Here is a 12,151-nt window from a genome sequence, read left to right on the forward strand (position 1 = left end):
TGAAGAGATTCGCCCTTCTGCCAGCGATCCCACATCACGGCTCGCTGGCTCTCCGTGTAGTAGATTCGGGGCCTTTGCTTCATTGGCAACACTCCTCCTGCTTAAGCAGTTAGTGTGTTGCATCCACCGATTGAATCCACAGTCGAAAGCGCGGGTTCGTCCTCACGATGCATACTGCTTGGCGTTGCACGCGATCTGCCGTACATTCGCGCGGCCGCATGGTTTATAGTAATTTGTCCATTCAAACACCAACCAGGAGAAGACATGGCTACCAAGAAAGTTGTCAAGAAAGCAGCGTCGAAAGCCGTTTCGAAGTCCGCTGCAAACAAGCCGATCAAACAAGTCCTTGGCAAGTCCGGATTGGTCGAATACATCACAGGTGCGTGTGGCGTGATGGCCAAGGACGTTCGCGACGTACTAGCTGCGCTCGAAGGTGCAGTGATCGGCTCGATCAATAAGAACGGCGCACGCACGTTTATCCTGCCGGGCCTGCTGAAGATCACGGTTGCCAACATTCCGGCCAAGCCCAAGCGCCAGGGCATCAACCCATTTACCAAGCAGGAGCAATGGTTCGCAGCCAAGCCGGCCTCGGTCAGGGTAAAGGTGCGTCCGCTGAAGAAGCTCAAAGACGCAGCCGCCTGATTGAGGACTACGAATATGCCCAATATCGGCGCGCTCCTGAGGGCAGAAATCTCGCGACTTTGTAGACGGGAAGTTCGCAAGGAGGTGGCAGGCGTAAAGAAGGTGTCAGCTTCTTATAGGCGCGATATCGCCGCGCTGAAGCGTCAGGTGAGTGCGCTGCGGAGAAACGCCGCCTTCTTGGAGAAGCGGACGAAGATCCCGAGCAACAGTCAATCTCTCGCGCTGCCTAATCGGCCCGTCAGATTCGTGGCGAAGGGGTTGCGCTCGTTGCGCGCGCGGCTGGGATTGTCCGCAGCGCAACTCGCCGCTCTGCTGGGCGTCAGCGAGCAATCGATCTACAACTGGGAAACCAAGAAGGCTGTGCCACGGCGGGAGCAGCTGGCTGCGATCATAGCGATGCGTGGCATCGGAAAACGAGATGCACACGCGCGCCTTGATTCCGTCAAATCATCGCGCGCGACACGTAGCAAGAAAGGGCTGCGTTAGTTAGTGGAGCAGCAGGCGACGCCGGCGCAGATCGCCCCTTGCGTGGCTGCTGCGGCCCTCACTGGCAATGTTCAATCTTCCCAAAAACTGACGTTCGCCACTGACGGCTTCGAGTCGGGCCTCGCCATTCGGCGAACGTCTCAGATCGGCCAGGAGCGGACGTGCGCCGATCAGCGCCAACGCGCGCCTGACTGCTTTACATAGTGACGGTAAACGTAGCCCCACGGAATCACCAGCGGCATAAGGATGACGCCAAGGCCGATGTTGAAGGAATCCTCGGCGAAGGTCGGTGGCAATTGGCCGGCGGACCATTGCGGCAAGCCGTAAGCCACCGTCCAGATGGACTTCCACGCGAACTCGAACATTAGCAGCGGAAGCATCTCGAGAGGGTATTTGAGGCCGACGAACGCCAGCACCCACACGGCGCCGAGCAGGCTCGGGATGACACCCCGGCTGATCACCGGGTGGCTTACCACGTCGGGCACGATCATCCCGCCGAGCCCGATCACGAGCAGCAGATAGGTCGCGCGCAGAACATAGATGCGGGCCAGCGAAACCTCTTGGGCGACGTTCGCCTGCTGGGTTTCGTTCGTTGCGGCGTTGTGAGTAGTCGCAATCACAGTGAATTCCTTTGCTAAGAAGCTTTGCGAAGTTGTTCGGAGTCAGAGATGGATTCCGGGACGAATTCCAGAATGTCACCGGGTTGGCAGCCGAGCGCACCGCAGATCGCTTCGAGCGTCGAGAAGCGGATGGCGCGGGCTTTGCCGGTTTTGAGGATTGAGAGGTTGGCAAGCGTGATGTCGATGCGCTCTGCCAGCTCGGTCAGGGTCATGCGCCGCTCGTGGAGCAGCTCGTCGAGCTTGACGGCGATGGTCATGTCACACCGTCCCTTCAAGGTCTTCACGCATCCGCGTGCCTTCGGCGAAGACACGCGCGAGGACGAAGATCAGGATGACCGCCAGCCAGCCGCTGGGCGAAAAGCCGGCATCGAGATGAAGCGGGTGTCCGGGCGTCGACACGTATTTGCCGATAAGCCCGATGACGAGGCTGAGCATCTGCTGCCCGAGTAAACACCAAGCGATCGTCTGCAGGCGGTATGCATTCGCGGCGACGAAGGGATCGCCGGCGCGAACCGTTTGGACCATTGCCACCAGCCGCTTGAGCACTGCGAGATTCAGCGGGACGGCAACGAGCCCAAGCGCTGCAATCGCGCGCATGCCCATGATCAGCGGACCGGATTGCGCCGAGGGTGGAATGCCGAGAGCCGTCATCGTCCATTGTTCGGCTGTAAACATCGCCACGAGGATCGCGAGGACAATTGCGCCGTAGATCCAGTTCAAGACGATCAGGATGTGCAGGCCGACGTAGGCGATCGGCAGCGCGGTGGATGAAGGATGGGACATCATTGGGCCCTTCACGCTGGAATATCGATAAACAATATCATATTTATTGATATTCGGCAATCTATTTATCGAATTGCAATAACATCTACCCTAGCCAAGGAGAGGGCGCGGCCGACAATGGATGGACCGCTAGCCCCACAATGGTCGCAACTCCTTTCCGAAAAGCTGTCATTCGGGCAACTGCAATCGTGAGCCGCTCACACTACCGTTTGAATCGGAAAATCACTCTGGCCCCTTTTCTTGCGACTAGAATTGCGGCCAACTCGCCAGCACACTGACGCAATGGCCCTGCGGATCAACGACATCAAGCTGCCGCTGGACCACGGCGACGCCGACCTGAGCAATGCGGTGCTGGTCGCGCTAGGTATTCCAGAGCACGACCTGCGCGGCCTGCAAGTGGTCCGGCGCGCGTACGACGCACGGAAGAAGTCCGCGATCCAGTTGATCTATAACGTTGATGTCGTCGTGGCCACGGCGATCGTCGAGCAGGAGTTGCTGGCGCGGTTTGCCGGCTCGAAAACGGTGATGCCGTGCCCGGACACCACGTATCGCTTCGTCGGCAAGGCCGACGCTTCGTTTCCCGATGTCGGGCAACAGCGCCCCCTCGTCATCGGCTTCGGGCCCTGCGGACTCTTCGCCGCGCTGGTGCTGGCGCAGATGGGCCTTAAACCGCTTGTGCTTGAGCGCGGCCAGGACGTGCGCACGCGCACGCAGGACACGTGGGGTCTGTGGCGCAAGAACACGCTCGACACCGAGAGCAACGTGCAGTTCGGCGAAGGTGGCGCGGGCACGTTCTCCGACGGAAAGCTCTACAGCCAGATCAAGGACCGCTTCCATTACGGCCGCAAGGTACTCACCGAATTCACGAAGGCGGGCGCGCCGGAGGAAATCCTGTTCGTGAGCAAGCCGCACATCGGCACCTTCAAGCTGGTGACAATGGTGGAGAAAATGCGCGCCGAGATCATCGCGCTCGGCGGCGAGGTCCGGTTTGGTAGCCGCGTCGAACACCTGCTCATCGCCGAAGGACAGGCCACCGGCGTCACACTCGCCTCGGGCCTTACGTTAGCCAGCCGCTACATCGTTCTGGCCGTTGGGCACAGCGCGCGCGACACCTTCCAGATGCTGTTCGATGCGGGTGTGACCATCGAAGCAAAACCATTTTCGATCGGTTTCCGCATCGAACACCCGCAATCGGTCATCGACCAGGCGCGATTCGGAAACTTCGCGGGCCACCCGATCCTGGGCGCGGCCGACTACAAGCTGGTGCACCACTGCCGCAATGGCCGCAGCGTCTACAGCTTCTGCATGTGCCCGGGCGGCACGGTGGTGGCGGCCACCTCGGAGGCGGGCTGCGTCGTCACCAACGGCATGAGCCAGTACTCGCGCAACGAACGCAACGCGAACGCGGCGATCGTGGTCGGCATCGATCCCGACCGCGACTACCCCGGGCACCCGCTGGCCGGCATCGCGTTGCAGCGCCGACTGGAAGCGCAGGCATTTGCGGACGGCGGCGCAACCTACGAAGCGCCCGCGCAACTGGTCGGCGATTTCCTGAGCGGCCGCGCCTCCACCGCATTGGGCAGCGTGACCCCCTCGTACAAGCCAGGCGTGCGCCTCGGCGACTTGAGCCAGATCCTGCCGCCGTTCGCCGTCGCGGCAATCCGCGAAGCGATCCCGGAATTCAACAAGCAGATCGCCGGCTTCGCCATGCCCGACGCCATCCTGACTGCGGTCGAAACCCGAACGTCCTCGCCCGTGTGCATCCGGCGCAACGACACCTATCAAAGCATCAACACCTGCGGCCTGTATCCCGGCGGAGAGGGCGCGGGGTATGCAGGGGGCATTCTGTCAGCGGCCGTGGATGGCATCCGGCTTGCGGAAGCGGTGGGGATGGATTTGTTGGCGGTTGCGAGGGACGGATCGAAGTCGGCGTAGTCCGCTCCGGCTTCAGCTCGGTACTTCCAGCACGCTCATTGGCGCCTGATCGGGTCTAGCGTTGTCGCGCATTGATCATCGCTCGACGTACGGGGACTGTCATGCCGATCATAGACCGCCGCGAATTCCTGAAACTGGCCACCGCGCTGGGCGCGACCCTGGCCGTGGGCTGCGTGCCCGTACGAACTTCATCGAGTGGTTGGCGCGAGCGTCGCGACCTGTATCCGCAGGGTGTGGCTTCGGGCGATCCCGATGAGCATAGCGTCCTGCTGTGGACACGGCGCCCCTATGCCGATGGCCGCGAGCGCGCGATGCTGCTGGTCGAAGTGGCGGAGGATCCGGCGTTCACGCGAGTAATCGCGACCACGACGGCGCCGGTGCAGGCGGCGGCGGACTGGACCTGCCGCGTGCTAGTCGGCCACCTGCAGGCGGCGCGCGAATACTGGTACCGCTTCGTGGACGACGATGGCAACGGCAGCCGGATCGGCCGCACGCTGACGGCGCCGAACCCAGATGATCCGCGGCCGACGCGCTTCGCGTTCGTCAGTTGTCAGGATATCTGCATAGGTTATCTGAATGCCTATCGGCGCATGATCTGGGAAGACGAGCGCGCCGCACCGGAGGAACGACTCGGTTTCGTGCTGCACCTTGGCGACTTCATCTATGAAGTCGTGGCGTACCCCGACCAGGTCAAGAACGGTCATGACTTCGACCGCCTCGTCACGTTCCCGATCAAGTACCCGAAAGGAAAGGTGGTCGCCAAGAACCGCTTCTGGGTGCCGGACTCGCTGGAGGACTATCGCGTCGCCTACCACGCCTACCTGCAGGACCCGGAGTTGCAGGATGCGCGCGCGCGCTGGCCGTTCGTGGCGATCTGGGACAACCACGAATTCTCCTGGAACGGCTGGCAGTCGATCCAGGAATTCGCCGGCACCGAAGGCTGGGTGCCCGCGCAGACGCTGAAGGTTGCGGCGAACCAAGCCTGGTTCGAATACCAACCTGCGCGCGTGTTGCCGCCGGGCTCGAACCTGGACACGTTCAAGGCGCCGCACGTGGTCGATACGCTGATCAAGGATTTCGACGACACGGGCCTCGGAACGGAGCCCAACAATCTCGCCGCGATCGAGAGCCTTATCGGCTATCGAGCCTTGCGCTGGGGCCGGCACATCGACCTCATCATCACAGACCAGCGCAGCTACCGCTCGCGCGATCCCGGCAACCACGACGAAATCAACCCGCTGTTCGAAGGCGACAAGCTCGGCTTCGTCCCCGAGGAATTGTGGGCGCAACTCGACGCTGGTCGCGACTATGCGAACGGCCATCCGCCGGCGAAGCTGTCCTTCGGCGACAAGAGCGTCGTCAATTACCGCGCTGCCGACGCACCGCAGTCGATGCTGGGTGCCAAGCAGAAAAAATGGTTTCTCGAACGCCTGCGCAACGCAAAAGCTACCTGGAAAATCTGGGGAAATACATTAGGCACTCCCGACCAGCGTGTCGATCTGCAGTATCTCCCGGCCGCGCTGGGCAAATGGAACGACTCAGGCTATGGCCTCCCGGACACCCACGACTGGGGTAGCATGTACCACGAGCGCGCCGAGATTTTCGATGCCGTGCGCGATGCCGGCATCACCGGTTTTGCCATAGTCGCCGGCGATCGCCACAGCTTCTGGGCAGGATACGCGGCCAAGTCGTTGCCCCCCGCTGCGTTCGAGCCCGTGGGCGTTACCTTCGTGGGCGGCTCGATCACTTCGGTAGGCTCGGCCGAAGCCAACGAGCACAGCCTGAAAAAGGACAATCCCTTGCGGCCGCTGTACGTTGCCAATATCAATGGCGGACCACCGCAGTGCACCGAAAACCTGCTGTTGCGCCATGGCGTGCGCTCTGCGCTGGAATTCGCCAGCAGCGGTTCACTGGAAAAGGCGCACGCGGTGAGCAATCCGGAATTGGCCCCGCATCTGACCTTCGTCGACGTGGGCGGACATGGCTACGCTACCGTGCGCGTCGACGCCCACACGATGGTGACCGAGTTCGTGTGCATTCCGCGGCCGATCGAGCGGAGCCCCGGCGTGGACGGCGGGCCCCTGCGGTATCGCGTCCGCCACGAGGTACCGCTCTGGCGCGCAGGCGAACGGCCACGGATGCGCCAGACGGTCGTGGAAGGCGATGCCGGACTGGCCGTGTAACGCGCTCCGGCCCGTGACTGGCACACTGCCGGCATGCGCAAACGTCCCCCCAACATCGATGGACTCGCTGCCAGCACGCTGCAATTGCCGCCGGGAGCGTGGCCGACGGTGCTGGATTGCCTGTGCGAGCGCTTCCCGGCGATTGCTCGCCCGCAATGGCTTGAGCGAATGGCGCGAGGGCGCGTCGTGGATGTCGACGGACAATGGTTGACGCCGGAGACGCCGTATCGGGTCGGGCTCGAAGTGCATTACTACCGTGAAGTCTCCGACGAACTACCGATTCCATTCCAGGAGGTCGTGCTGCACGAGGACGGCGACTTGATGGTGGTCGACAAGCCGCATTTCCTGCCGGTCACTCCGTCCGGTTCGCATGTGCATGAAACCTTGCTGGGCCGTTTGATCCGTCGCACCGGAAACCACGAACTCGTACCACTGCACCGGATCGATCGCGACACCGCCGGATTGGTGTTGTTCTCGGCCAACCCGCACAGCCGCGCACGTTACCAGGCGCTGTTTCGCGAGCGACGAATCGAAAAAAGCTACGAGGCGATTGCACCGGCGTTGCCGGACGTCGAATTTCCATGCACACGTTCCAGCCGGATGGTCGCCGGCGAGCCGTTTTTCCGCGTGCAGGAGATCGCCGGACCGGCGAACAGCGAAACCCGGGTCGACGTCATCGCGCGCAGCAATGGGACCTGGCGTTATGCATTGACGCCAATCACCGGCCGCAAGCACCAGTTGCGCGTGCACATGGCCGCGCTGGGGGCGCCGATCGCCAACGATGGGATGTATCCGTCACTGGTCCACCGCGCGGCAGGCGATTACTCGACGCCGTTGCAATTGCTGGCAAAGCGGCTGTCGTTCATTGATCCGCTCAGTGGCGTCGAGCGCTGGTTCTCCAGCAAATTCCTGCTCCAGGCCTGATCGACATCGACGCAATCGGACAACATCATGCGTGCCTGTTGACACTATCCTCTGATCGCCAATGCGGTGGTGCCCGGAAGCCGGATCTGCGCAGCGCATGGATACTTCTTGTGGGTGGTCCAGAGCGCCGATTCGATCGGGGCCTGGTAGCCGTAGAAGTGGTCGATCGCAAGGCGGGGCACAACTCTTGAGTGCCGTTTGAACGTTTCTGCGCTTCAGGCGCAAGACTGTTTTGGGTCGAGAGCTGCCGGTTGGATCGCCTCGCCTCAGGTCACTGGTTGACTATCTTTCCAAGCCAGCCCGCCAGGGCACCCGCCAAGCTGACGATCACCTGCGCGTCGGTGCGTCCGCTGCGTTTCGGCACATGAAACGAATGATCGGCGTCGGCATACTGTTCAAGGGTCGCACGCGCGCCGAGGCGTTCGGCTAGCGCTTGTATCAACCGCAAATCCGCGAGTTCGTCGCGCGTGCCTTGCAGGAACAGCATCGGAATTTGCACATCAGTCAGATGCTTTGCGCGTTCGTCCGATGGATGGCCGGCGGGATGCAATGGGAATCCCAGGAATATCAGGCCGCGTACTTTTGTCAGTGGCGATGCGGCCTGCGCTTGCGACGTCATGCGACCGCCAAACGATTTTCCGCCTGCCACAGTGGGAAGTTCCGGGAGGAGTCGCGCCGCCTCCGTCACCGCAGCGCGCACGGCGGCTTGCGCGAGTTTCGGCGAGTCGGGTCGTTTCGACCCCTTCTCCATATAGGGAAATTGATAGCGCAAAGTCGCGACACCATGCTCGGCGAGTGCGTCGGCGATGTTCTGCATGAATGGGTGTGCCATGCCTGCGCCGGCGCCGTGCGCGAGCACATAACAGGCGTACGCGTTGGCGGGAACTTGCAGCAGACCGGAGACGCGTTGCGCGTCGTCGACTTTGATGGTTACTGGTTGTGGGGTCGACGCAACCATCGCTATTCCGACCACATCCGCTGCAATGCCAGCGCATACGGCGGCGCCGTCGGCTCGTGCATGAAATACGCGTGGATCGAATCCCAGTCCGTGGCCTTGAGTCGATCGACCCAGCGCTTGAAATCGTCGTCCGAATATTCCTCGAGGCGCAGCCGCACGTAGCCCCACGATGCCGTCTCGATCAATGGCGGCGGCGCGTTGTCCTCGCGCTCCGACAGGCACAGCGCGGCGCCGGCGTCGCGCAGCGCGGCGTAGACATCGTCGGCAAACCAGCTGTCATTGCGGAATTCGAACGCGGCTTGATGACCTTCGGGCAGCAGCTGCAGAAATTCCGTGAGGCGCGGCAGATCCTTTTTCAGGAATGGTGGCAACTGGAACAGCACGGGACCGCGCTTGTCGCCGAGTGCGGTCAGGTTGCGGTAGAGAAAATCGACCGAATCGGCCGTCGTGTCCGCCTTGAGCCGACCATCGTGTGTGATCCGGCGCGAGGCCTTGATCGCGAAGCGGAATCCCGGCGGCGTCGAAGCGGCCCAGTTTTCCAGTACCGCCACCCTGGGCATCTGATAGAACGTGTTGTTGATCTCGACCGTCGGCAGACGCTCGGCGTACCACGCCAGCATCGCCTCCGGCTTGATCTTGTCCGGATAGAAATTCCCTTTCCATTCCTTGAATGAATATCCGCTCGCACCGGCGAAGAGTTTTGCAGTCGACATCGGTTCGCTCCTGCTGGTTTGCTCTTAGAATCCAGTATGGCCAAAGGCAAGCTCAGCGAATATTCCGCCAAGCGGACCTTCGAAGTCACGCCCGAGCCGGCGCCGACCGTGGCGGAAGCGCAAGGCGGGCCGTTGCTCTTTGTCGTGCAACAGCATTCCGCGCGCCGCCTGCATTACGACTTCCGCCTCGAATGCGATGGCGTGCTCAAGTCCTGGGCTGTACCCAAGGGTCCGTCGGTCGATCGTAACGAAAAGCGTCTCGCTGTGCATGTCGAGGATCATCCGTACGACTATGGCTCGTTCGAGGGCGTGATTCCGCCGAAGCAGTACGGCGCGGGCGAGGTGATCGTCTGGGACTGCGGCGTTTATTCACCCGACGAAGGCGGCACCTGGTTCCACGATCGCGCACGTGCGGAAAAGGAAGTTCGCGAAGGTATCGCCAAGGGCAAGCTCAGCTTTCTATTGCGCGGAGAAAAACTCAAAGGCTCGTTTGCGCTGGTGCGCACCAAGGATGCGAAGACCTGGCTGCTGATCAAGCACAAGGACCGCTTCGTCAGCACGGATGATGTCACCGCGCAGAACCGCTCGGTACTTTCCGGCGCGGCGGTCGAGGATCTCAAGATCGTGCCCGCGCATCGCATTCCGGCCGCGCAACTCGTTCCCGCGGGCGATGTCGTCGCGATGCCGACCAAGCTTGCGCCGATGCAGGCCGAAACCGGCGAGTCCGCGTTCAATCATGCCGACTGGATGTGGGAGCCCAAGCTCGACGGCTATCGCGTGCTCGCCTTCATCGATGCGAAGGGCGTCAAGCTGCGTTCGCGCAACGGGCTGGATTTGACGCGCGCGTTTCCCAAGCTCGTCGATGAACTCGCGAAGCAGTCCGTCGATGGCATGATTCTCGACGGCGAGATTGTCGCGTTCGATGCCGCCGGCAAGCCGTCCTTCAACGCGTTGCAGAATCGCGTGCAATTGAAGACCGAACGCGAAATCGCGGCGGTCGAATCGAGCACGCCGGTGATGTTCTACGCTTTCGACCTGTTGTATTTCGCCGGCATCGATTTGCGCGCTGCGCGCTATGGCGACCGGCGGCGTTATCTCGCGCAGTGCCTGTTGCCCTCGCAACACGTGCAGCTGGTGCATGCATCGGCGGATGGGAATGAGTTGAACGCGGCGGCGCTCGCGAGCGGATTCGAAGGCGTGATCGGCAAGCGCAAGGACAGCCGCTACGAAGCCGGCAAACGTTCCGCGGCATGGCTGAAAATCAAGCCGACGCAGACCGGCGATTTCGTCGTCGGGGGCTATACGACAGGCACGGGCTCGCGCGCCGCGCTCGGCGCGTTGCTGCTCGGCTATTGGGACAGGAAAAAACTGCGCTACGCCTCGCATGTCGGCTCGGGTTTCACCGACAAGACGCTGAAGCAGGTCAAGGCGAAGCTCGATCCGCTGAAGCGAAAAACCTGTCCGTTTGCGGAGAAGCCCGAGACCAACGGTCCGGTGACCTGGGTCGAACCGACCACGGTGGTGGAAGTCAATTTCCAGAGTTGGACGGACGACGGTTCGCTGCGTGCGCCGATTTTTCTACGTCTGCGCGACGATCTCGATGCGAAATCGGTGCGTCGCGTGGAAGCCGGTGCCAGCGCATCAGCACCCGCGCCCAAGCGCGCGACGGGCGCGATCGCCGATGTCATGACGCAGCTCGAAAACAGGAAGCTCGCGTTCACGCTCGCCGTCGGCAAGGATCAGATAAAGCTCACCCACCTCGATCGCGTTTACTGGCCCGCCGATCCTTCGCTGCGGCAGGCCGCGCTGACCAAGCGCGATCTGTTGCGCTATCTCGCGCAGGTGTCGCCGTACATGCTGCCGCATCTGGCCGCGCGTCCGTTGACCATGATCCGCATGCCAGATGGCATCACCAAACAGCGCTTCTTCCAGAAACATTGGGAGCAGGAGCGGCCGGACTTCGTCGAAACCATCACCGTATTCTCGGGTCACAAGGACGAGAGACACGAATACCTGGTGTGCAACACTTTGTCGACATTGTTGTGGCTCGCGCAGTCGGGTACGCTCGAATTCCATATCTGGCATTCGCGTGCGCAACTCGGGTCCGATGCGGCATCGAGCAGCACCGACTACGCGACGTCGTTGGAGTCGCTCGAAGCGTCGGTGTTGAACTATCCGGACTACGTCGTCTTCGATATCGATCCGTATATCTATTCTGGCAAGGAAGCCAAGGGCGCCGAACCGGAGTTGAACACGGTCGCGTTCGAGAAGGGCAAGGAAGTCGCGTTCTGGTTGCGTGAGTTGTTGCAGAGCATGTCGCTCGACGCCATCGTCAAGACTTCGGGCAAGACCGGTCTGCATGTGTTCGTGCCGATCCGACGCACGATCGATTTCGACGCCGCGCGCCACGTCTCGGAACTGGTCGGCAGGCACCTGATGCGGTTACATCCGAAGGACATCACCATGGAATGGAGCGTGCCCAAGCGCACCGGCAAGATCTTCATGGACTACAACATGAACGTGCGCGGGAAAACGCTGAACGTCGCCTACTCGCCGCGCGGTGAACCGGGTGCGCCGATCTCGATGCCGCTGACCTGGGAGGAGCTGGCTAAGGCCCATCCACTCGACTTCCGCCTCACAAATGTGATAGAGAAGCTAACTCAGTCTGGAGATCGTTGGCTCAACGCCTTAAAAAACAAGCAGAATTTGGAAAAGGCGCTGGCCGGAAAGAAGGCTTGACGCACCGAAGCAAAGGTAAAAGATGTCGAGATGTAGTACTGCTTGAATTTCCGCAATAGCCGTTCGCGCTGAGCGCAGCTTGCGTAGCAAGCGAAGTCGAAGCGTTGGTGCAGGTGCCCTTCGACTTCAGCGCATTCGCGCCTACGCTCAGGGCGAACGGTTTTCAAA

The 12,151-nt window shown here is 61.6% G+C and carries 11 protein-coding genes; 6 read left to right on the forward strand and 5 right to left on the reverse strand.

Annotated features, from left to right (window positions below; translation table 11 throughout):
• The first annotated feature begins 264 nt into the window (after positions 1-264).
• Both VIE67_RS06875 and VIE67_RS06880 read left to right on the forward strand, forming a co-directional pair.
• Positions 265-642: an HU family DNA-binding protein gene (locus VIE67_RS06875; protein WP_332024650.1), complete on the forward strand. Its 378-nt coding sequence runs from the start codon at positions 265-267 to the stop codon at positions 640-642.
• Between the two features lie 15 nt (positions 643-657).
• Positions 658-1,128, forward strand: a complete 471-nt coding sequence (locus VIE67_RS06880; RefSeq protein ID WP_332024592.1) for a helix-turn-helix domain-containing protein — start codon at positions 658-660, stop codon at positions 1,126-1,128.
• A gap of 170 nt (positions 1,129-1,298) precedes the next feature.
• Here VIE67_RS06880 and VIE67_RS06885 read toward each other — a convergent pair whose 3' ends face one another.
• The 3 genes from VIE67_RS06885 to VIE67_RS06895 are packed head-to-tail and all read right to left on the reverse strand — an operon-like array spanning position 1,299 to position 2,591.
• The gene (locus VIE67_RS06885) at positions 1,299-1,748 is read right to left on the reverse strand and encodes a hypothetical protein (protein ID WP_332024595.1); all 450 of its coding nucleotides are present in this window, start codon (positions 1,746-1,748) and stop codon (positions 1,299-1,301) included.
• Between the two features lie 14 nt (positions 1,749-1,762).
• A complete protein-coding gene (locus VIE67_RS06890) occupies positions 1,763-2,005 on the reverse strand; it encodes a helix-turn-helix domain-containing protein (RefSeq protein ID WP_332024597.1) in 243 nt (80 codons plus the stop codon).
• A 1-nt stretch (position 2,006) separates the two neighbouring features.
• Positions 2,007-2,591 carry a DUF2975 domain-containing protein gene (locus VIE67_RS06895; RefSeq protein ID WP_332024599.1) on the reverse strand — a complete coding sequence of 195 codons (585 nt, stop codon included), beginning with the start codon at positions 2,589-2,591 and terminating at the stop codon, positions 2,007-2,009.
• A gap of 222 nt (positions 2,592-2,813) precedes the next feature.
• On the opposite strand from VIE67_RS06895, the gene VIE67_RS06900 reads away from it, so the two are divergent.
• From VIE67_RS06900 to VIE67_RS06910, 3 genes are all read left to right on the forward strand, one after another.
• Positions 2,814-4,466, forward strand: coding sequence for an NAD(P)/FAD-dependent oxidoreductase (locus VIE67_RS06900; protein WP_332024601.1), 1,653 nt, complete (start codon positions 2,814-2,816; stop codon positions 4,464-4,466).
• Positions 4,467-4,567: 101 nt separating this feature from the next.
• Positions 4,568-6,649, forward strand: a complete 2,082-nt coding sequence (locus VIE67_RS06905; protein WP_332024603.1) for an alkaline phosphatase D family protein — start codon at positions 4,568-4,570, stop codon at positions 6,647-6,649.
• Positions 6,650-6,682: 33 nt separating this feature from the next.
• A complete protein-coding gene (locus tag VIE67_RS06910) occupies positions 6,683-7,573 on the forward strand; it encodes a pseudouridine synthase (protein WP_332024605.1) in 891 nt (296 codons plus the stop codon).
• Positions 7,574-7,844: 271 nt separating this feature from the next.
• Here the strand turns inward: VIE67_RS06910 and VIE67_RS06915 are convergent, their stop codons facing one another.
• Positions 7,845-8,531 carry an alpha/beta hydrolase family protein gene (locus tag VIE67_RS06915; protein WP_332024606.1) on the reverse strand — a complete coding sequence of 229 codons (687 nt, stop codon included), beginning with the start codon at positions 8,529-8,531 and terminating at the stop codon, positions 7,845-7,847.
• Between the two features lie 2 nt (positions 8,532-8,533).
• Positions 8,534-9,244, reverse strand: coding sequence for a DUF72 domain-containing protein (locus tag VIE67_RS06920; protein WP_332024608.1), 711 nt, complete (start codon positions 9,242-9,244; stop codon positions 8,534-8,536).
• Between the two features lie 36 nt (positions 9,245-9,280).
• Here VIE67_RS06920 and ligD point away from each other — a divergent pair, with 36 nt between their 5' ends.
• Positions 9,281-11,983, forward strand: a complete 2,703-nt coding sequence (gene ligD, locus VIE67_RS06925; protein ID WP_332024610.1) for a DNA ligase D — start codon at positions 9,281-9,283, stop codon at positions 11,981-11,983.
• Positions 11,984-12,151 lie beyond the last annotated feature (168 nt).

The sequence above is a fragment of the Rudaea sp. genome (assembly GCF_036560865.1).
Lineage (GTDB): Bacteria > Pseudomonadota > Gammaproteobacteria > Xanthomonadales > Rhodanobacteraceae > Rudaea.

Excerpts from the sequence above, each read along its gene's own strand:
- VIE67_RS06875 (WP_332024650.1), top strand. The coding sequence starts at position 265 with ATGGCTACCAAGAAAGTTGTCAAGAAAGCAGCGTCGAAAGCCGTTTCG.
- VIE67_RS06880 (WP_332024592.1), top strand. The coding sequence starts at position 658 with ATGCCCAATATCGGCGCGCTCCTGAGGGCAGAAATCTCGCGACTTTGT.
- VIE67_RS06890 (WP_332024597.1), bottom strand. The coding sequence starts at position 2,005 with ATGACCATCGCCGTCAAGCTCGACGAGCTGCTCCACGAGCGGCGCATG.
- VIE67_RS06900 (WP_332024601.1), top strand. The coding sequence starts at position 2,814 with ATGGCCCTGCGGATCAACGACATCAAGCTGCCGCTGGACCACGGCGAC.
- VIE67_RS06905 (WP_332024603.1), top strand. The coding sequence starts at position 4,568 with ATGCCGATCATAGACCGCCGCGAATTCCTGAAACTGGCCACCGCGCTG.
- VIE67_RS06910 (WP_332024605.1), top strand. The coding sequence starts at position 6,683 with ATGCGCAAACGTCCCCCCAACATCGATGGACTCGCTGCCAGCACGCTG.
- VIE67_RS06915 (WP_332024606.1), bottom strand. The coding sequence starts at position 8,531 with ATGGTTGCGTCGACCCCACAACCAGTAACCATCAAAGTCGACGACGCG.
- VIE67_RS06920 (WP_332024608.1), bottom strand. The coding sequence starts at position 9,244 with ATGTCGACTGCAAAACTCTTCGCCGGTGCGAGCGGATATTCATTCAAG.
- ligD (WP_332024610.1), top strand. The coding sequence starts at position 9,281 with ATGGCCAAAGGCAAGCTCAGCGAATATTCCGCCAAGCGGACCTTCGAA.